We start from the raw sequence: 19176 nt of genomic DNA, 5'->3' as shown, positions 1-19176 counted from the left end.
CTCTGCGCGCCGATGTCAGCATCGCCATTACCTCGGACGTCATTGCTTTGCGGCTTGAAGCAATTCACGTTGAGCCAACAAGAAGTTGGGAGGAGATCCGATGACGCCGCTCGAGAAACTTAAAGCGATGAAGATGCCGTTCGCCGAACTCAAGGGCGTCGAATTTGTCGAGGCGGAGAAGGACCGCGTGGTGGCGCGGATGACGGTCCGGCCCGAACTCTGCACGCTTCACCACACCATCCACGGCGGGGCCGTGATGGCGCTGGCCGATTCCGTCGGCGCGGCAGCGACCGTGATCAATCTGCCCGAGGACGCCAAGGGGACGACCACGCTGGAGAGCAAGACCAATTTCATCGGTGGGGCCAAGGAGGGGGCCACGGTCATCGCCACCGCGACCCCGGTGCACAGAGGGCGGCGGACCCAGGTCTGGACCACCAGATTGGAAACCGAGGACGGCAAATTGGTTGCGGTGGTGACCCAGACCCAGCTGGTCCTGTGAAACTGCCGGACTTTGATTTTAATAACGAATTGGTCGCTTCGGTGCCCGAAACTTGGGCAGGTCTCCGTCTTGAAAATCATGGTGCGATGCACAATATAGGAGGCCTAGGGATTCGAACGCCTCCTCGAGGGACACCAAGAGGAGTTCTGACGTGGTACTTGAAGACACCGTCCGTACCGTTCCCGGCTATGTGCGGACCCTGATCCAGCAGGAAGAATTGCCGCTCCTGCGCGATCACCTGCTGAGGCTTGATGCCGGCAGCCGGCACGACCGTTTCAACGGCTTTCTCGACGACAGCTTCATCGAGCGCTACGCCGCCCGCTGTGCCGAGGACGGCACCGTCATCGTTGCCTATATCGTCGAAGGCGTGGTGCGCGGCGCGGCCGAGCTGCACCCGCCGGAGGACGGTTCCTTGCCGGAGGTCGCCTTCAGCGTGGAAGCCTCCGCGCGCCGCCAGGGCGTCGGCACCGTGCTGTTCCGCCGCCTGATCGCAGAGGCCCGCTGGAAGGGCTACAAGCAGCTGCGCATCACGACGGGCGCGGACAATCATGCGATGCGGGCGCTCGCCAGGAAGTTCGGGGCCCATCTGGCTTTCCGCCATGGTGAATCGACCGGCACGATCGACCTCGCCAAGACGCCCGAGGCCGAGCTTGCCGATCTCGCGGCCTCGCCGTTCACGGCTGGGCGCGCGCTTCTCAGCTTCAACAGCACGTGCTGGAAGCTGATCTCGAGCATGTACGGCAATCGCGCCGCATAACCGGGAAATTGCGGACAGGAATCAAAAAGCGGACCGGCCAGGCCGGTCCGCTTTCGTGTTCGGTGCGATGAAAGGAATGCTCAGCTGCGCGTGCCGGCGCCGAAGCGGCGGACGACGCGGCGTTCGACCACGACGGAGCGCTGCGCGCCCTGTTCGCCGGCGATCACGCGGGTGGCGGTGATGCGGCTGTTGGAGCGGGCCTGCTTCTTCACCTCGGCCTGGACGACGTCGAGCGGCATCCCCATCAAGGCTGCGGCGATCTCGGCCTGCTGCGCCTGGTCGTCTGTGATGCCGACAGCGGCGAAGATCGCCTCGTCCAGGGTCGGGGGATCGTGGCGGACGCGCCGCGTGCCATATTTGGTATTCCAGTCTGCGCTCATAACGGCCTCATCTTGATGCCGGGATACCTAGTGCCGCCAATGTTGCATTGCAATATGAAATCGGTGCGGCATCTCAGCTATGCAACGGTCTGGTGTCACAGCGGTGACGCAGCACCTGCGCCGACCTCCAACCGTTGCTGAGGCCAACGGTTCAGGGCGGCGTGTCCAGCTTCGGTGAGCCGGTAGATTCCCCGCTCCGTGCGTTCGAACCAGCCATACACATTGTTAAGCAAGATCTTGCCGGCATCGGGGCAGCGTTCGCGCAGCTCGCGCACCGGCTTCGGCCCGTCGGCAAGGGCCGACGCGCAGGCCAGCGCCTGCTGGCGATAGGCCGTCATGATCGGTGCGCGGGTGCTGCCGCCGAGCACGGGGTCGCCCTGGCGGCGCTGATGCTCGGCGACGAGACGCGAGCGCACCTTCGGCTCGCGGCGCGGCGCCGCGGTCGGCGGCTTCACCAGCACTTCGACCTGGCCGCGATCGGTTACGCCGAGCATGCCGAAGCCGAGGCGGCGGCAGAGATTGCGATAGCGCGCGTCGCTCTCGCGTCCCTTGCCGCGCGCGGACATCTTCGCTGCGATCCAGACCTCGTCACCGGCCGGCGCGCGATCGACCGCCTGCAGGATCAGCTCGAGATTAAAGGCAAGCTTGAGCTCGCCGATCACCACCACTGGCGGATCGCCCGCGCTGAGGCCGATGAGATCGCAACCACCGATCTCGCCCTTGACCGTGAAGCCGAGCTCTTCGAGGAAGCGTTTGACGGGCAGGTAAAGCGCGGTTTCCAAGGGACGTCCGATCGGAGAATCAGTTGCAGCCAGTCTAGAGCGTTCTCGGCCCCGATTGAATCGGAGCCGGTGCCTCTAACGTTTTGATCGGAACGCGACTACACCCGGCCACCGACCGGGATCAGGGCGCCCGTGACGCCGCTCGCGGCATCGCTGGCGAGGAACAGGATGACTTCGGCGAGCTCCTGGGGCGTCACCCATTTGGAAAAGTCGGCTTTCGGCATGTCGGCGCGGTTGGCCGCGGTGTCGATGATCGAGGGCAGCACCGCGTTGACGGTAACCTTGCCCTTCCACTCGTTTGCGAGGGCCTCGGTCAGGCGATGCACGCCGGCTTTCGACGCGGCATAGGGGCCCATCCCGTTGCCGGCCTGCAGTGCGCCCATGGCGCCGATATTGACGATGCGGCCGGCCGTGGACTTGGCAAGGTGCGGCAACGCCGCACGCGAGGTGTTGAGCGCGGTCAGCACGTTCAGCGCATGCATGCGTTGCCACGTCGCGATATCGCCGTCGCCGACGGTCTCGAAGGCAAAGCCGCCGGCGATGTTGATTAATGCGTCGAGCCGGCCGAAATGCTTTGCCGCCGCATCGACGGCCGTTTTCGCCTGCGCTGGGTCGGACAGGTCAACGCCCGCGATGTCGATGTGGTCAGCGCTTGCGGCGGTTTGCGAAGACGCGTGATCGATGCCAGCCACGCGCGCGCCGCGTACCAGCGCCGTTTCCGCGACTACTTGGCCGAGCGCGCCGCCTGCGCCCGTCACGATCAAGATTTTGCCTTGCATGATCGTTCTCCCGGCACAGCCGCCCTATGCTTGCAGATAGCGCGCCTTCAGCGCGTCTCGCTCTGCCGTGCCGAGCTTGAGCCCGTCGCGCAAATAGGTTTCGAGATCGCCATATTCGCTGCCGACCGCTTCGAATGCGGCCGCAAGGTACGAGGCCTCGACGCTGCCGATCGCGTCGAGGACGTCGGCGGGCAGATCGAAGACGTTCGACGGGTCGCGCTTGTAGTGCCGGTTGGTCAAGAGATAATCCTCGGCGATGACCTCGTCCGCCACGCCGAGCGCATGCAGGATCAGCGCGCTGGCGAAGCCGGTGCGGTCCTTGCCGGCGGTGCAGTGAATCACGAGCGGCGCGCGATCTTCCAGCAAATGACCGAACAGCGCGCGGAAGCTGTGCGTGTTGTGGCGCACATAATTGCGATAGGACTCGCGCATGAGCTCGAGCGCCACGGCCGCGGTCAGCGTGCCCTTCGCGAGCTCGGCGCGCAGCCCGGCCAAGACGGTCGGCTCGATCGGCAGCGAATGCACCGTGATCTCGTCCACGACGCAGATGCCGGCCGCGCGCTCCTCCAGGCCACGGAAATCGAACGCGCTGCGCACGCCAAGCGCGCGGACGACCTCGATGTCGGCAGCAGTGAGCTGGCCGAGATGGTTGGAGCGGAAGATGTGCCGCCAGCGTGTGGTGCGGCCATCAATGGTCGGGTAGCCGCCGAGGTCGCGGAAATTGCTCGCACCCTGAAGGGCGAGATGGCGGGCGGGGGAGTCCTTCAGGGAGGAGTCTTGCATGGGATCAGCTTGGGTTATGGTTCCACCGGATGCACGTTTGGCGTCCTTGCGGTCTATTACAGGGGGCGATCATGGGCCGGCACAAGGCCATTGTTTTGACGGTCAGCATGCTGGCGGGCGCAATGCTCGGTGCGCGGCAGGCCGATGCGCAGACCGTCCAAACCTACCGCTGCGCCGATGGTACGCAGTTCATCCTAGGCTTTTATGACCACGACAAGCGGGCCTTCGTCCAGATCGATGGCCAGCCGGTTACGCTCGCCAAGCGGCTGGCGGTTTCGGGGATGCGCTATTCGGGGGCGGGAGTCACGCTGAGGATTCCCAAGACCGGGCCCGCTACGGTCAAACACCTGAAGCGGCCGGTTACGGCCTGCGCGGTGGTCGACAAGCCCGGGATCTAGGCGCGGGCGCGCCTGGAATCAAAAAGGGCCGAAACGCCGTTGTTTCGACCCTTTTTCAAACTGCCGCTGCCGCTTGCGAAAGCCCGGCACTGTCAGACCAGCAGCTGGCATCAGCGTTCCCATTTGGGCTTGGCTTCGTCGACCGCATCCTGGTGATACCAGCTGTCGCTGCAGATCGAGACGTTCGCGGGCAGCGAAGCCTGATCGGCGGGAAGGCGGGTCTCGCCATAGCGGCGTCCGGCGAGGGCCGCACGGCCGCCGACGGGGAATTGGTAGATCTTTGCAGATCCGTGACTCAGACCATTGTTCATCATTGCGATTCTCCTTGGTCGAAGCGCCTTGGCCTCCATGGTGCGCCCGACTCGTTCGATTGTGGTTACTGGAATCCCCATATCGGCCGCTCATCCCCGATTGGAAAGTGCTGAAAAGGAAATCAGTTTCCGCTCAATTTGTAGGCAGGAAGCCTTCTGCAATCCTCCAAGGCACGCTACCGCTGACCAACGCGTGGGCCATTCCGAAGGTTGCTGAGGAGGGGTGGGGGAGTTTGCGAAAGTTACCGGACGTTGATGCGCGTTTGATCGGCAATGCGCGGTCGGCGTCCGCTGCTTCTAAATCGGGCGTTTTCCGCCGGATTTTTGCAGCGCAGCTTCGGGCCAAGGTGCGCGGCTATGACGCACGGTGCCGTGGAGGGCCCGTCTGTGGCGAAGAGGAGGCGGAAGCGGTGGAAAACCGCCCGTACTGCGGCCTTTTGGCACGCGAAATGCTTGGGAAAGGCTGGCCGATGATGGCCGGGTACAAACGTGCGGGGGCCCTCCCGGGCCCCCAACCTTTCGCATCATCTACAGAGAGGCTCAATGACCAAGTACAAGCTCGAGTACATCTGGCTCGACGGATATACGCCGACTCCGAACTTGCGCGGCAAAACTCAGATCAAGGAATTCGCGTCGTTCCCGACGCTCGAGCAGCTTCCGCTCTGGGGCTTCGACGGCTCCTCCACCCAGCAGGCCGAAGGCCACAGCTCCGATTGCGTGCTGAAGCCGGTCGCGGTGTTTCCGGACGGTGCGCGCACCAACGGCGTGCTGGTGATGTGCGAAGTCATGATGCCCGATGGCAAGACCCCGCATCCGTCCAACAAGCGCGCCACCATCCTGGACGATTCCGGCGCCTGGTTCGGCTTCGAGCAGGAATACTTCTTCTACAAGGACGGCCGTCCGCTCGGCTTCCCGACCGCCGGCTATCCGGCGCCGCAAGGCCCGTACTACACCGGCGTCGGCTACTCGAACGTCGGCGACGTCGCCCGCAAGATCGTCGAAGAGCATCTCGACCTGTGCTTGGCTGCCGGCATCAACCATGAAGGCATCAACGCGGAAGTCGCCAAGGGCCAGTGGGAATTCCAGATCTTCGGCAAGGGCTCCAAGACCGCTGCCGACCAGATGTGGATGGCCCGCTACCTGATGCTGCGCCTCACCGAGAAGTACGGCATCGACATCGAATTCCACTGCAAGCCGCTCGGCGACACCGACTGGAACGGCTCGGGCATGCACGCCAACTTCTCGACCGCCTATATGCGCGAAGTCGGCGGCAAGGAGTATTTCGAGGCGCTGATGGCCGCCTTCGAGAAGAACCTGATGGACCACATCGCCGTCTACGGCCCGGACAACGACAAGCGTCTGACCGGCAAGCACGAGACCGCGCCGTGGAACAAGTTCAGCTACGGCGTTGCCGATCGCGGCGCCTCGATCCGCGTTCCGCACTCCTTCGTCAACAACGGCTACAAGGGCTATCTGGAAGACCGCCGTCCGAACTCGCAAGGCGACCCCTACCAGATCGCTTCGCAGATCCTGAAGACGATCTCGTCCGTGCCGACCGACAAGAAGGCCGCGGCCTAAGATCCTCCCGGCCCGGGCTGGGGGCTGGCCCGGGTTGGCTTGCAATCCGCCGGAGCGAAGGCTCCGGCGGATTTTTTGCATTTTGATGACAACCGTTCCTGTGCCTGCCGACCCGGGCGCCGCGAAACTTGTCCATCGCCGCCGAAAGCGGGATAGAGTGCATCCGGATGCGCGCAGGGCCGGGGACACGGCTGGTGATTGAAGGCTTCTACAAAGTGAGATTTCAGCTCGGCGATACCGTCGGCCGAAGCGTGATGCATGCCGGCGAAGGCAAGATGCTCGGCGGCAATTCGGCCTTCGCCCATATCGGCAGCTACGAGAAGACGGGCAGCGGCGTCGACATCGTGATCAAGACCGTCCGCCATAATCCCGATCCGAGCTACCGCGCCATGGCCGGCACCGACGATGCAACCCTGATCGCGAAGGGCTGGGCCGACGGCGATCTCTATCGCTTCAAAGGCGAGCTCAAGGAGCTGCCGGGCGTTCCGTTTCAGTCGCTGATGACGCCGATCACTGACGAGGAGGTGCCGATCGCCGGCGGCGTCGGCGAAGCCGGCATCAGCGACGGTCTCTACTCCATCCATTTGCGCATGCTCGACGGCCTCGACGGCGGACTCACCGGCGTGATGCTGCTGAACCAGGGCCGCATCCTCGGCGGCGATGCGGCTTTCTATTATCTCGGCAGCTACACCGCCGCGAAGGGACGCTGGAAGGGCCAGATCCTCAACCAGGAGCACACGCCGGCCAAGGACGATCCGATCTTCGGCGGCCACGAGGTCGGCATCGGCTTCTCCGGCAGCTATGACGCGGAGCAGGCGGTGCTGGAGGCAACCGCGCTGGCCGGCAAGCGGAGCTTGCGCCTGACCGCAGCGCTCAAGCTGATGCATCGCGCCTGAGCCACCCATCGCAGACGCGAACCGACTTGAGCCTTGAATTTGCCGGGCCACAGACGCAACGTGACGATCATGCGGACTTTCCTCCTTGCCATTCTCTTTGCGCTCGCCGCGCCCCTGACGGCGCAGGCGCAATCGGCCGACCTCGTGTTGTGTGACCGTCTCGCCGCCGATCCCAGCGATCCCGACAAGCCGGCTGACGTGAAGGGCGTAACCGACATCGCGGCGTCCGACGTCGCGACAGCGATCAAATTCTGCAAGCAGGCGGCAAATTCCTCGCGGCGTGCGATGTTCGCACTCGGCCGCGCCTATGCGGCCAACCGGCAGACCGCAGAGGCGATCGCGGCCTGGCGCAAGGCGGCCGACAAGGGATCGAGTGCGGCCATGGTCGAGCTCGGTGTTACCTACGCCACCGGCTCGGGCGTCGCCAAGGACGAGGCGCAGGCGCGTAAGCTTTTCGAGAAGGCGGCGCAGGCCGGCAACCCGCGCGGCGTCAGCAATCTCGCAGCGCTCGGTGGCGCAGGTGGCGCCGCGCCGGCCGATCCCGCCCAAGCCCGTGCGCTGCTCGGCAAGGCCGCCGAGACCAATGCGGAAGCGCAGTACCAGCTCGGCCTGATGTTGTCTGAAGGCGATGGCGGCGCAAAGGACGATGTCGCGGCGCGCGCGCTGTTCGAGAAGGCGGCGGCGCAAAACCATCCAGGCGCGCTGGAGCGGATGGGCGCCTTCGCGCAGGAGGGGCGCGGCGGTGCGAAGGACAAGGACGCCGCAAAGGCCTACTACGAGCGCGCTGCCGCGCTCGGCGACGAGGATGCCAAGAAGGCGCTGGAGCGCATTCGCTGTCCCTATGCGATCAAGGACAAGCAGGGCAGGCTGGTCACCACGCTGTGCTTCTAAAGCGCGATGCGATCAGGATTGAATCGTCATCGCGCTTTAGCCTATTGTTTGAGCATGATCTTTTCGGAAAACCGCTTCACACTTTTCCGGATCATGCTCTAGTTCACTTCATGTAGTAGGCGAGATCGTTGCGGGCATCGCGGTAGGTGGTCTCGAGATAATGCGGATATTTCCGCGCGGCCTGTTTCACCGCGCGCGCCACGCAATCCTCGAAATCGTCGTTCCAGTCGAAGTGCTTGTTGTAGGCGTCTTCGAATTTGACCGCCGTGATGATGGCTTGCCGGATCGCCTGATCGTCGGCGCGCGGATGAGCGCGCTTCACATAGCCGAACATCGGCCCTTCATGGGCGTGGGCGCGTTCATGGCGGTACTGGATGATGAATTCCTCCGGCGAGAAGGTGCGATTGACCCGGACCTCTTCGGCGGTGGGGCGGCCCGCGATGGCCTCCAGGCGGTAGCGTTGGCGCCAGAGCGCGTAGGCGGCATCGAGCAGCGGCTGCTTCGCGGCGCCGGCGATGATCGCGCTGAGCTCGTCCTCGGCTGATTGCGTGTCCATGCGCGATTGGTCGTGCGTCCGTGGGAGCAGGTTCGAGCCTGGCGCCGATCGGCTGAGGGAGCTTTTTTCGGAGACCGGCAAACAAACCTCCAAAACAACCCCATGCACAGTACCCAAGTCCCTGAAATCATTGACTGCGGGTTTTACGAAGTGAAGTTTTGACCCGTCGGGCAAAACAGGAGCATAATGGCATCATGGCGGGCGGAGGTCCCCGGGGTGGCGATGCGCGGAAAAGCCGGTGGCTTCGCTGTGGCGTCGATGCTAGGTAGCCCGCAATTCATTCTCAATTTGCAGGTTCAGGACGTTGCTGGACGGGCTCTACAAGGTTGAATACGGCGTCAACGATGGGTTCGGCTGCAGCATCATGTGCTTGCACGACGGCAGGATGCTTGGCGGCAATTCGGGCTTCGCGCATCTCGGCAGTTATGTCGAGCGCGACGGCGAGATCATCGCCCAGGTCATCACCGAGCGGCACAACCTCGACCCCAGCTACAAGCCGCTGATGGGCGCCGACGTCGCCTCGATCGGAGCGCGTGGCCGGCTCTACGGCAACCAGATCCGTCTCGAGGGCGGTGCGGACACCATGCCTGGCGCTAGGTTCTGGGCCAATCTCACGCGCCTCGACGACGAAGGCTTGCCGCCGAGCGGAACGGTCGGACCGGGCGGCATCGCCAACGGGCTCTATGGGATGGGCTTGCGCGCGCTCGACGGCGTCGATGCTGGACTGTCCGGCGTGATGCTGCTGATCGACGGGCGCATCCTCGGAGGCGATGCGTTCTTCTACTATCTCGGCGCCTATTCCTCGGCGGACGGCCGCTGGAAGGGCGAGATGCTGAACCAGGAGCACACGCCGGCGAAAGGCGAGAACCCGGTGTTCGGCGGCCTCGAGGTCGGCATCGGCTTCTCCGGGACCTGCACGGAAGACAGCGGCGAGCTCGAAGGCATCGCGCTCGCGGGAAAGCGGAGCCTGCGGCTGACGGCGTCGCTCAAGCTGATGCGAAGAGCGTAGGGCGCCGATCGTTCTGTCGCGTCTGCTCCGGAGGCGACAATCAAGTCGCGCATCTGGATGTCCGCATTGGGCCATAGGCCATTAACCAACCACACCTAGCAATTAGCAAGAAAGCGCCGAACCAGTTCGGCGACCTTATCGGTCGCCTCGTCCAACGCGAAATGACCTGCTTCAAGCAGGTGGACCTCCGCGTCAGGCACATCGTCGACGTACGCAGTTGCCCCCGCCACGGTGAACGAAGGATCGTACTTTCCCCAGACCACTAGCATCGGTGGCTGAACTTCGCGAAGCCATTTCTGCCAGCGCGGATAGGATGCGACGTTGCTGCGATAGTCCAGGAACAATTTCGCCTGAATATCCGCCTGACCCGGACGGGAGAGAAACGCGTGCTCGTCGGTCCAGCTATCCGGATCATACCGCTCGGGATGCGGGCTGGTCCCGACATGCCGCAGCCGGGTTGCCTCCAGCGAGGTGAAATTGGCCTTGAGGTTATCGAGTTCGCCGGCCGGATCGGCCCAGTACCTGCGGCGGGCGTCCCACAGCGAACTCAAACCCTGCTCATGCGACACCGCGTTCTGGACAACGATGCTGCGCACCCGTTCGGGATGAGCGAGCGCTAGGCGGAAGCCGACGGGCCCGCCATAGTCCTGAACGAACAGGACATACTTGGCGAGGCCGAGCTTCGTCACAAACGTGTCCATGATCTGCGCGAGCCGGTCGAACGTATAGGTGAAATCGGATGTCGGCGGCGCGCTGCTGTGACCGAAGCCGGGATAATCAGGCGCAATCAGGTGATATCGATCGGCAAGGAGCGGCAGCAACGGCTCCCACATCCGCGATGAGGATGGAAAGCCGTGCAGCAGCAGCACGGTCGGCGCATCGACCGACCCTGCCTCCCTGTAGAAGATCTCGAGGCCTTCGATCTCGATGCTGCGATAGGCGATCGACTGTCGTGTCGAACGCAGATCGCGATTTGTTGCCCGCACGCTCATACCGATCTCCTAACCATAGAGAAACGGCGGGCTGAATTGGATCAGCATGAGCAACGCGATGAGGGCGAGTGCCGCCAGAACACTTGTCTTGCGCATGGTCACATTCTCCTCGTTCGCTCGACGGGATCAGGCTTCGCCATCGACATCGATGATCGCCCCTGCGAATGCGCGCGGCGCCTCCTGGGGCAGATTGTGCCCAATGCCGCCCGAGATGGTCCGATGCTCGTACTTGCCAGAGAATTTTTTGGCGTAGGCGGCCGGCTCCGGGTGCGGCGCGCCGTTGGCGTCGCCTTCCATGGTGATTGTAGGCACGGCGATGGCAGGACCCTGCGCGAGTTTCGCTTCGATGTCCTCGTATCTAGCCTCGCCATCGGCAAGCGCCTGCCGCCAGCGGTAATTGTGAATGACAATCGCGACATGATCCGGATTGTCGAAGGCGCTCGCGCTGCGCTCGAAAGTGGCATCGTCGAAATTCCACTTCGGCGACGCCAGCTGCCAGATCAGCCTGGAGAATTCCCGGCGATACTTGTCATAGCCGAGCTGGCCGCGCTCGGTGGCGAAATAGAACTGGTACCACCATTGCAGTTCCGCTTTCGGCGGCAGCGGCATCTTGCCGGCCTGCTGGCTGCCGATCAGATACCCGCTCACAGATACCATCGCCTTGCAGCGTTCCGGCCACAGCGCCGCCATGATGTTGGCGGTCCGCGCGCCCCAGTCGAAGCCGGCGACAACAGCCTTCTCAATCCTAAGCGCATCGAGTAAAGCGATCATGTCTAGCGCAATCGCCGAAGGCTGACCGTTGCGAAAGGATGTCGGGGAGAGAAACCGCGTCGATCCGTAGCCGCGAAGATACGGGATGATCACGCGATAGCCGGAGCCGGCGAGCAGCGGCGCGACATCGACGAAGCTGTAGATGTCATAGGGCCAGCCGTGCAGCAGCAGGACCGCGGGTCCATTTGTCGGGCCGGTCTCCACATAGCCGACATTGAGCAGGCCAGCATCGATCTGCTTGAGGGCAGAGAAAGCCGTATTCGTGCCCGGCTTGATCGCTGGTAGGCTGCCCGATTTCGTCCGGTTGAGATCCGCATCGGCTGCGGCGGTCAGCTTGGTAAGGCCAGCCTGCGAGGTGCCGGCCAGAGCAAATTGAGCCGTGGCGAGCGTCATCGCGGCGGTGCCGAAGAAGTTGCGGCGCTGAACGTCGATCTTGTCTGACATGGTAATTTTCCTGTCGTTGGCCCGTCCAGCTTTCGGTCGAGCTTGGTTGCGAGCTCACTGTGCAACGACACGGCGATTTCCGCTCGTTAACTGATGTTATTTGGCGCGAAACGGCGCCATTCCGGCGGTTCGCATGCCGGTCCAGCCTTCCGCGGGCGGCCATTAACATCGCTTTACATCTATGAACTCGCGCCGCGCGCGTAGGCGGCGGCACCATGGCCAGGTTGAAACGGGGAGAATTAGACATGATTCCGCTCCTGGCCGAAGCGATCGAAGCTCATGGTGGCGAAAGCCGCTGGCGGGCGCACGGCCGTCTCAGCGCATCGTTCGTCATCACGGGCGAACTCTGGGACCTGAAATGCGTGCACCAGAGTGGCCTTCCAAGGACGGTGCATGTCGATCTGCACCGGCAATGGGCGTCTGTCGACGATATCGGCAAACCTGGACAACGGAGTGACTTCACCCCCGACCGCGTCGCGATCCTGTCCGGCGGCAGCAGGACAATCGCCGAGCGCAGGAACCCGCGCGCATCGTTCGATGGCCACGACATGCGTACCGCCTGGGATCTACTGCACCGGGCCTATTTCGGCGGCTACGCGCTCTGGACTTGCCTGACCGTGCCATTCCTGCTCACGATGCGCGGCTTCACGCTGCGCGAGATCGAACCATGGCGCGAAGGCGCGGAAATCTGGCGCGGATTGCGGGCCGTGTTTCCGGAGAGGCTAGCCAGCCACAGCCTCGAGCAGGACTTCTATTTCGGACCCGACATGCTGATCAGGCGCCACGACTATCACGTGCAGATCGCCGGCAATTTTCCTGCCGCCCAATACTTCTCCGAGCCGGTCGTGATCGATGGCATCACGATTCCGACCAGGCAGCGCGCCTATCTGCGCGACCGTGATTTGAAGCCGATCCCGGAAGATCTGATGGTCGGCATAGATCTATCTGTGGTTCGTTTCAGCCCGGCCGAGTCGAATGCCGGATCGTGACCCTATATTGGGCGCATCCCCCATGACCTAACTGTGTATTGATTTGAAGCTCCGCCCGCGACATGCTTCCTCATTGGCCTCGACCGCAGTACTGCTAATTTTCCCGGAATAGTTGTGAAATGCGCGAAATAAACGGCAATGAAGCAACGCGCGCGCCGCGGATTGCATCGCGACGATTGTCGAAGTAGCGGGCGATGCCTTCCAGCCTCCCAGCAAAGCACAGAGGCGCACAGCCATCTCGCGCGAGCGAGCCTGATTCCCTGGGCGTAAGATTCGGCCGGTTTTGTCTTTACGAAAAATCCCGATTGCTCGAAAAAGATCAGGGTCCCGTCAAGATCGGTAGCCGCGCGCTCGACATTCTGTGCCTGCTGGTTGGTCGTGCGGGAGACATTATTCACAAGGACGAGTTGCTGGCGCACGCCTGGCCGAACCTGACGGTGGACGAGGCCAGTCTCCGCGTCCACATCGCAGAGATCCGAAGGGTGCTCGGCGACGGCAAGGACGGTGCGCGCTTCATCACCAACGTACCCAATCGGGGATACTGCTTCGTTGCGACCATCGAACAGCGCCAGCCGGCGCAGGATGCCCCGAAGCCGGCGGCAATGGTCTCGGGCGAACCGTCGTTTCCGCTGCTGCTGACCCGCACGATCGGACGGGAAGATGTGGTTCAGCGCCTCTCGGAGCGATTACTCGCCGAGCAGTTCATTACGCTGCGGGGACCTGGCGGCATCGGGAAGACGACGGTTGCGCTTGCGGTTGCCCACGCATTGTCGGGCCGCGCGCAGGAAGTGCGCTTCGTCGATCTTGGGCCCCTGAAGGAAGGCGAGCTTGTTCCAAGCACCGTCGCTTCGGCGCTCAATCTGGTCGTGCAAACCGCGGACCCGACCTCAAGTATCGTGCAATTCCTGGGCGGCCGGCGCGTCGTGCTCATTCTCGACAGCTGCGAGCACGTCATCGAACATGCCGCACGGCTCGCCGAAGCCATCTATCTGCAGGCGCCTGGCACCAGCATTCTTGCCACCAGCCGAGAATCCTTGCTGGTTCAGGGAGAGCAGATCGTCGAGTTGCCGCCGCTCGCAACCCCCCCCGCGGACCAGGCGCTCACATCGGAGGAGATGCTGGCCTATCCGGCGGTCCGGCTCTTTACGGAACGAGCGACGGCGGCCGGATACAGCGTGGAGATGAGTCCCGACAATATGCGGCTCCTCGCCGGCATCTGCGAGAAACTCGACGGCATCGCGCTCGCCATCGAGCTCGCGGCCGTTCGCCTCGGCGCGCACGGCCTGCGCGAGATCGATGCGCTGCTGGACGGTCGGCTGAAACTGGAATGGCGGGGGCGTCGTACGGCACCGCCGCGCCACCAGACGCTGAGCGCAATGCTGGACTGGAGCTACAATCTCATCACCGACGCCGAACGGCTGGCGCTTCGGCGGCTTGCCGTGTTCGCCGGGGCGTTCACCCTGGAAGCTGCAATAGCGGTTGCCGGAGCTGAGCCCGACGACGAGCAGGTCATCGACATGATCGGGCAACTCGTCGCCAAGTCCCTGCTGTCAGCCAGGCCAATCAAATCGTCGATGCGGTATCGGTTGCTTGACACCACCCGGACCTACGCGCTGAAAAGGCTCAGCGAAAGCGGCGAGGCCAATACCATCGCGCGACGGCACGCGGAATACGTGATGAGCGCGCTGGTCCGTAGCGGGTCGAACGGAAATGCCCTAGGCCTGCCGGCGCGCTCCGAACTGCTCGGCGACGTGCGTGCCGCGCTGTCATGGGCCTATTCGGATGAAGGTGCGGCAGAATTGCGCGTTCCCTTGAGCGGCGCTAGTGCTCCGCTGCTCGTCGAACTGAACCTGCTCAACGAGTGCAGCCGGGTGGCGCAACGCGCCCTCGGAGCGCTCGACGACACCAACCGCGGCGGAATCTGGGAAATCGAACTGCAATCGGCGCTCGGTCACGCAGCCATGTTCACAGAGCGCAACAGCGAGCAGGCCGAGGCCGCGCTGCTACGAGGGCTCTCCGTCGCAAGGAAATTGTCGGATCGACCCAACCAATTCCGGCTGCTGTCGCGCCTCAACATGTTCTACCGGCGAACCGGCGAATGCGACCGCCTGGTACCGTCCGCGGAGGCGGCCGAGGAAGTGGCACGCGAGATCGGCGATCCCGCAGGACTTGCCGGAGCAAGCGTCCTGCTCGGCGTTTCCCATCATTTGGCCGGCAATCAGATCCTTGCGCAGCATCACCTCGAAAAGGCCATGCAAAACGACATCGCGCTGCGCGTTGCCGGTCCCAGCCACTTCGCCTTTGCGCGCACGCCACGCATTCCGCTGGCGCGAACATTGTGGTTGCGGGGATTTCCTGATCAAGCGGTGGAACTCGCCCGTGCGGTCACCAATGATGCCGCGCCAAAAGACGTTGTGATGTACAGCATCGCGCTGTGCTGGGCTGCATCAGTATTTGGCTGGGTCGGCGATTGGGCGAGCGTGGAAAAATTGACCGCGCGCCTGAGCGAACACGCCTTGATGCACGGCTTCGTTCCGTATCAGGCCGTGGCCGACGGATTCCGTGGTCAGGTGATGGTAGCCCGCGGCGACGTGAAGGACGGCGTCGATCTTCTCCACGACGTGCTGCCCCGCCTGCACGCCGACCGCTACGAACTCTACGCATCCGGGTTCAGCGCCGACCTAGCGCAAGGGCTAGGCCGGCTAGGGCGGGTTGAGGAAGCGCTTGAAGCGCTCGACAACTCGATGTCCCGTACATCCGCCGGCGGTGAGATTTTTGATATGCCGGAGTTGCTCCGGCTTCGCGGCAAGCTGAAGGCCCAGGGCGGCGACGAAGACGGCGCGAGGCAGAGCCTCAAATCATCCATTGAACTCGCCGAGACGCAAGGCGCGTTGTCCTGGCGGCTGCGCTCCGAGATTACGCTGGTCGTGCTTTCCGGCAAACAGGGCAAGAAATCCGCGCTGACGGCTTTAGCCCAGACGTTGGCTCGCTTCAGTGAGGGGCTTGAGACAGCCGATTTGCAGTCGGCTCGCGGCCTGCTCCAGTCCTGATCATTCTCGGTGGGCGACGCTTCGCGTTATCGCGAGGCAAGCAAGCGGCCCGGCGGAGCATAACGCGCTTTTACATCACCTAACGAGCAATCTCCCAGGTTCTGCGCAAGTGTGGCGGCGTCACGAACCGCCTGGCCGGCCATATCGACGGCCCGCAAACCAAGGAGATTAAAATGATCGCGCAGTCCACTTCCGAAACGATCGACCAGGATCGCCGCCAACTGCTGGGTACCGCCGCCATGGGCATCGTCGCCGCGGGAGCCGTCAGCCTTCTGCCGTTGCAGCCCGCCTCGGGCAAGACCGCTGGCGAAATCCGCCCCTTCCACGTCCATGTTCCCGAGGCCACTTTGATCGACCTTCGTCACCGCCTCGGCGCGACGCGGTGGCCGGAGAAGGAGACCGTGACTGACGACAGTCAGGGCGTGCAGCTCGCGACCGTCAAGAAGCTGGTCCAGTACTGGCAGACGGACTACGACTGGCGCAAGGTGGAAGCACGGCTCAATGCACTGCCGCAATTCATCACCGAGATTGACGGGATTGACATCCACTTCATTCACGTTCGGTCCCGGCACGACAATGCGCTGCCGCTGATCGTAACGCATGGCTGGCCCGGCTCGATCATCGAACAGCTGAAGATCGTTGATCGCCTGGTTAATCCCCTTGCCCACGGGGCGGCAGCGTCGGATGCTTTTGACGTGGTGATCCCGTCGATCCCCGGCTACGGGTTTTCCGGCAAGCCCGAGACCACCGGCTGGGATCCGCAGCGCATCGCGCGCGCCTGGATCGTGTTGATGAAGCGGCTCGGCTACATGCGGTTCGTCGCGCAAGGCGGCGACTGGGGCAACGCCATCACCGAACAGATGGCGCTTCTCGGCGCACCCGAACTTGTTGGCATCCACACCAACATGCCTGCAACTGTTCCTGACGACGTTGCGGCTTCGCTCCAGGCCGGTGGGAAGCAGCCGTCAGGTCTCTCCGGCGAAGAGCAGAACGCGTGGAACCAGCTCGACTTCTTCTACAAACACGGCCTCGGCTACGCTATCGAAATGGCCAACCGGCCGCAGACGCTGTACGGCATCACGGATTCGCCGGTCGGCCTCGCAGCATGGATCCTCGACCACGATACACGCAGCCATCAGCTTATTGCCCGAGTCTTCGGCGGCGAGACCGCCGGGCTCACGCGGGACGACATCCTCGACAACATAACGCTGTACTGGGTGACGAACACGGCAATGTCATCGGCGCGACTTTATTGGGAGAACAAGCTTCAGTTCTTCCAGCCGAAGAATGTCACTATTCCGGTCGCAGTGAGCGTGTTCCCGGACGAGATCTACGCCGCCCCACGGAGTTGGACGGAACGTGCCTATCCCAAGCTGATCCATTTCAACCGGCTTGATCGCGGCGGACACTTCGCCGCCTGGGAGCAGCCCGAGCTGTTCAGCGCGGAGATGCGCGCCTCGTTCCGCTCTTTGCGTCAATCGTCCTGAAAAATGGAGGCGCGCGAGGATATTGCGCGCCCCCATCAGCACCTGACGCCCCTTGCCACTCAAACCAAACACGGCGTGTTCACCTGATGGCGCCGACAATGGGAGTTTCCAATGAGAATCCTGATGGTCATGACTTCGCACGATCAACTCGGTAACACCGGCCGCAAGACCGGTTTCTGGCTCGAGGAATTTGCGGCGCCCTACTTCACCTTCCTTGATGCCGGCGCGGACATCACCGTAGCTTCGCCCCGGGGCGGTCAGCCGCCGCTCGATCCCGTCAGCGATACGCCGGAAGGTCAGACCGACCTGACCAGGCGATTCAAGCAGGATCCCGCAGCGCAGGCGGTTCTTGCCAATACGCGCAAGCTGTCGCAGATGAAGCCCGCAGACTTTGATGCGGTATTCTATCCGGGTGGTCACGGCCCTATGTGGGACCTCGCCGAGGATCCGGATTCCGTCGCGCTGATCGAAGCCTTCTACAACGCCGGCAAGCCGGTGGCGGCCGTCTGCCATGCGCCGGGCGTGCTCCGGCACGTCACATACAACGGCGAGCCGATCGTGAAGGGCAAGCGCGTGGCCGGATTCACCAACAGTGAGGAAGAAGCGGTTGGGTTGACGAAGGTCGTGCCGTTCCTTGTCGAAGACGAATTGAGGCGGCTGGGCGGGCTATTTGAAAAGGCGCCGGACTGGCAGAGCTTTGTCATCACCGACGGAAGGCTCGTCACCGGCCAGAATCCAGCCTCGTCAAAGGCCGGCGCCGAGGCGCTGCTCAAGCTCCTGAAGCCTGCAGCCACCCGCGGCATCAGGCTGCAACGCCGCACGCCATCTTATTGGCGCGTCACCTTCGACCTTCCGCCGCTGAATATCTTTGGGCCCGAGAACATTCCGCAGCTCAACGAAATCATCACGGCGATCGAGACCGACCCGCAGGTCAAGGTTGTCGTATTCGACAGCGCAGTCGAGGGCTTCTTCCTGACGCACTACAATTTCTTCGCCCCGCTGGAGGAGTCGACGAAGATTCCGCCGGGGGCCACCGGACTGCAGGCGCTACCTGACCTGCTGGTCCGTCTGAGTCGCGCGCCGGTCGCGTCAATCGCCATGGTCCGTGGCCGCGCCACCGGCGTTGGCAGCGAACTGGCGCTGGCAAGCGACATGCGCTTTGCGAGCCGCGAAAATGCGATCCTGTCGCAATGGGAAGTCGGCGCTGGCCTCGTGCCGGGCGGCGGCCCAATGGCGCGGCTCCCGCGCTTGATCGGCCGGGGTCGTGCCCTTGAGGTGCTGCTAGGCGCCGATGACATCAGCGGGGATCTTGCGGAACGCTACGGTTACGTCAATCGATCGCTGACGGACGCAGAACTCGACGGCTTCGTTGACGCCCTGGCCAGACGAATCGCCTCCTTCGACAAGCAAGCGATCGCCGAGACAAAGCGGCTGGTCAACGTCGCGAGCCTGCCGTCGGATGCGGACATCGCGCCCGAATGGGACGCTTTCCTCGCGTCGGTCCAGCGTCCGGCCAGCCAGAGCCGAATCAAGATCCTGCTCGATCGTGGCTTCCATCGGCCGGGCGATGTTGAGAACCGGCTCGGATATCACGTCGGCCGGCTGAACAACTAACCATCCGAATCCGCGACAAGGGGCTGCCCCGAGGCGGCCCCCTCTCAGGTCTTCGCTAGCAGAGGAGAGGTTATGATCCTCGAGCATCAATTGGATGAGGATACATTCCGAGCGATTCTGCCGGAAGAAATTACGTGGGAGCCGTTCCCGGCGTTTCCAGCGGGCGCACGTCTAGCTGTTATGGTTGGTCACCCCGCCGAACCGGGGCCG

The 19176-nt window shown here is 63.3% G+C and carries 19 protein-coding genes; 11 read left to right on the top strand and 8 right to left on the bottom strand.

The window, feature by feature from the left end; translation table 11 throughout:
• Positions 1-100: 100 nt before the first annotated feature.
• Positions 101-499 (top strand): PaaI family thioesterase, encoded by a 399-nt coding sequence (locus I6F20_RS07625; RefSeq protein WP_036000401.1) that lies wholly within the window; start codon positions 101-103, stop codon positions 497-499.
• 151 nt (positions 500-650) lie between these two features.
• On the top strand, positions 651-1256 hold the full coding sequence (locus I6F20_RS07620) for a GNAT family N-acetyltransferase (protein ID WP_036000398.1): 606 nt from the start codon (positions 651-653) through the stop codon (positions 1254-1256).
• A gap of 80 nt (positions 1257-1336) precedes the next feature.
• Here the strand turns inward: I6F20_RS07620 and I6F20_RS07615 are convergent, their stop codons facing one another.
• The 4 genes from I6F20_RS07615 to I6F20_RS07600 all read right to left on the bottom strand — a co-directional run bounded on the left by I6F20_RS07615 (position 1337) and on the right by I6F20_RS07600 (position 3965).
• The gene (locus I6F20_RS07615) at positions 1337-1636 is read right to left on the bottom strand and encodes a hypothetical protein (RefSeq protein ID WP_036000395.1); all 300 of its coding nucleotides are present in this window, start codon (positions 1634-1636) and stop codon (positions 1337-1339) included.
• Between the two features lie 95 nt (positions 1637-1731).
• A complete protein-coding gene (locus I6F20_RS07610) occupies positions 1732-2418 on the bottom strand; it encodes a DUF2161 domain-containing phosphodiesterase (RefSeq protein ID WP_225125647.1) in 687 nt (228 codons plus the stop codon).
• 98 nt (positions 2419-2516) lie between these two features.
• Positions 2517-3197, bottom strand: a complete 681-nt coding sequence (locus I6F20_RS07605; protein ID WP_225125646.1) for an SDR family oxidoreductase — start codon at positions 3195-3197, stop codon at positions 2517-2519.
• Positions 3198-3221: 24 nt separating this feature from the next.
• Complete coding sequence (locus I6F20_RS07600; protein ID WP_225126009.1) at positions 3222-3965, bottom strand: tyrosine-protein phosphatase; 744 nt, start codon at positions 3963-3965, stop codon at positions 3222-3224.
• An 86-nt stretch (positions 3966-4051) separates the two neighbouring features.
• Between I6F20_RS07600 and I6F20_RS07595 the strand changes: the two genes are divergently transcribed.
• On the top strand, positions 4052-4378 hold the full coding sequence (locus I6F20_RS07595) for an MliC family protein (protein WP_225125645.1): 327 nt from the start codon (positions 4052-4054) through the stop codon (positions 4376-4378).
• Between the two features lie 110 nt (positions 4379-4488).
• Here the strand turns inward: I6F20_RS07595 and I6F20_RS07590 are convergent, their stop codons facing one another.
• Positions 4489-4692 carry a DUF2735 domain-containing protein gene (locus I6F20_RS07590; protein ID WP_036022780.1) on the bottom strand — a complete coding sequence of 68 codons (204 nt, stop codon included), beginning with the start codon at positions 4690-4692 and terminating at the stop codon, positions 4489-4491.
• Between the two features lie 540 nt (positions 4693-5232).
• Here I6F20_RS07590 and I6F20_RS07585 point away from each other — a divergent pair.
• The 3 genes from I6F20_RS07585 (at position 5233) to I6F20_RS07575 (ending at position 8054) form a co-directional block, all read left to right on the top strand.
• Complete coding sequence (locus I6F20_RS07585; protein ID WP_036000382.1) at positions 5233-6267, top strand: glutamine synthetase beta-grasp domain-containing protein; 1035 nt, start codon at positions 5233-5235, stop codon at positions 6265-6267.
• Positions 6268-6461: 194 nt separating this feature from the next.
• On the top strand, positions 6462-7163 hold the full coding sequence (locus I6F20_RS07580; RefSeq protein WP_036022782.1) for a GrlR family regulatory protein: 702 nt from the start codon (positions 6462-6464) through the stop codon (positions 7161-7163).
• A gap of 69 nt (positions 7164-7232) precedes the next feature.
• A complete protein-coding gene (locus I6F20_RS07575) occupies positions 7233-8054 on the top strand; it encodes a tetratricopeptide repeat protein (RefSeq protein WP_225125643.1) in 822 nt (273 codons plus the stop codon).
• Between the two features lie 103 nt (positions 8055-8157).
• On the opposite strand, the gene I6F20_RS07570 is transcribed toward I6F20_RS07575, so the two are convergent.
• Entirely contained in the window at positions 8158-8610 is a 453-nt protein-coding gene (locus I6F20_RS07570) for a hypothetical protein (protein WP_225125641.1), read from the bottom strand.
• Positions 8611-8914: 304 nt separating this feature from the next.
• Between I6F20_RS07570 and I6F20_RS07565 the strand changes: the two genes are divergently transcribed.
• The gene (locus I6F20_RS07565; RefSeq protein ID WP_225125639.1) at positions 8915-9619 is read left to right on the top strand and encodes a hypothetical protein; all 705 of its coding nucleotides are present in this window, start codon (positions 8915-8917) and stop codon (positions 9617-9619) included.
• Between the two features lie 95 nt (positions 9620-9714).
• Here the strand turns inward: I6F20_RS07565 and I6F20_RS07560 are convergent, their stop codons facing one another.
• Entirely contained in the window at positions 9715-10611 is an 897-nt protein-coding gene (locus I6F20_RS07560; RefSeq protein ID WP_036022786.1) for an alpha/beta fold hydrolase, read from the bottom strand.
• Between the two features lie 126 nt (positions 10612-10737).
• Positions 10738-11826 carry an alpha/beta fold hydrolase gene (locus I6F20_RS07555; RefSeq protein ID WP_036022787.1) on the bottom strand — a complete coding sequence of 363 codons (1089 nt, stop codon included), beginning with the start codon at positions 11824-11826 and terminating at the stop codon, positions 10738-10740.
• A gap of 245 nt (positions 11827-12071) precedes the next feature.
• Here I6F20_RS07555 and I6F20_RS07550 point away from each other — a divergent pair, with 245 nt between their 5' ends.
• From I6F20_RS07550 to I6F20_RS38360, 4 genes are all read left to right on the top strand, one after another.
• The gene (locus I6F20_RS07550; protein WP_036022789.1) at positions 12072-12815 is read left to right on the top strand and encodes a hypothetical protein; all 744 of its coding nucleotides are present in this window, start codon (positions 12072-12074) and stop codon (positions 12813-12815) included.
• Positions 12816-13120: 305 nt separating this feature from the next.
• On the top strand, positions 13121-15865 hold the full coding sequence (locus tag I6F20_RS07545; RefSeq protein ID WP_225125637.1) for an ATP-binding protein: 2745 nt from the start codon (positions 13121-13123) through the stop codon (positions 15863-15865).
• Positions 15866-16038: 173 nt separating this feature from the next.
• A complete protein-coding gene (locus tag I6F20_RS07540) occupies positions 16039-17352 on the top strand; it encodes an epoxide hydrolase family protein (protein ID WP_036022790.1) in 1314 nt (437 codons plus the stop codon).
• A 111-nt stretch (positions 17353-17463) separates the two neighbouring features.
• Positions 17464-18966, top strand: a complete 1503-nt coding sequence (locus I6F20_RS38360) for an enoyl-CoA hydratase-related protein (RefSeq protein WP_109143959.1) — start codon at positions 17464-17466, stop codon at positions 18964-18966.
• The last annotated feature ends 210 nt before the right edge of the window (positions 18967-19176 follow it).

Origin of the sequence: Bradyrhizobium sp. IC3123 (assembly GCF_020193625.1) — a bacterium.
In the GTDB taxonomy this organism is placed as follows: Bacteria; Pseudomonadota; Alphaproteobacteria; order Rhizobiales; family Xanthobacteraceae; genus Bradyrhizobium; species Bradyrhizobium yuanmingense.
The sequence above is the reverse complement of the archived record's forward strand: the minus strand, read 5'-3'. Positions and strand labels throughout refer to the sequence as shown.

Coding starts and splice junctions, on each gene's coding strand:
- I6F20_RS07550 (WP_036022789.1), top strand. CDS start 12,072: ATGATTCCGCTCCTGGCCGAAGCGATCGAAGCTCATGGTGGCGAAAGC.
- I6F20_RS07625 (WP_036000401.1), top strand. CDS start 101: ATGACGCCGCTCGAGAAACTTAAAGCGATGAAGATGCCGTTCGCCGAA.
- I6F20_RS07560 (WP_036022786.1), bottom strand. CDS start 10,611: ATGAGCGTGCGGGCAACAAATCGCGATCTGCGTTCGACACGACAGTCG.
- I6F20_RS07540 (WP_036022790.1), top strand. CDS start 16,039: ATGATCGCGCAGTCCACTTCCGAAACGATCGACCAGGATCGCCGCCAA.
- I6F20_RS07615 (WP_036000395.1), bottom strand. CDS start 1,636: ATGAGCGCAGACTGGAATACCAAATATGGCACGCGGCGCGTCCGCCAC.
- I6F20_RS07570 (WP_225125641.1), bottom strand. CDS start 8,610: ATGGACACGCAATCAGCCGAGGACGAGCTCAGCGCGATCATCGCCGGC.
- I6F20_RS07595 (WP_225125645.1), top strand. CDS start 4,052: ATGGGCCGGCACAAGGCCATTGTTTTGACGGTCAGCATGCTGGCGGGC.
- I6F20_RS07555 (WP_036022787.1), bottom strand. CDS start 11,826: ATGTCAGACAAGATCGACGTTCAGCGCCGCAACTTCTTCGGCACCGCC.
- I6F20_RS07585 (WP_036000382.1), top strand. CDS start 5,233: ATGACCAAGTACAAGCTCGAGTACATCTGGCTCGACGGATATACGCCG.
- I6F20_RS38360 (WP_109143959.1), top strand. CDS start 17,464: ATGAGAATCCTGATGGTCATGACTTCGCACGATCAACTCGGTAACACC.
- I6F20_RS07605 (WP_225125646.1), bottom strand. CDS start 3,197: ATGCAAGGCAAAATCTTGATCGTGACGGGCGCAGGCGGCGCGCTCGGC.
- I6F20_RS07590 (WP_036022780.1), bottom strand. CDS start 4,692: ATGATGAACAATGGTCTGAGTCACGGATCTGCAAAGATCTACCAATTC.
- I6F20_RS07575 (WP_225125643.1), top strand. CDS start 7,233: ATGCGGACTTTCCTCCTTGCCATTCTCTTTGCGCTCGCCGCGCCCCTG.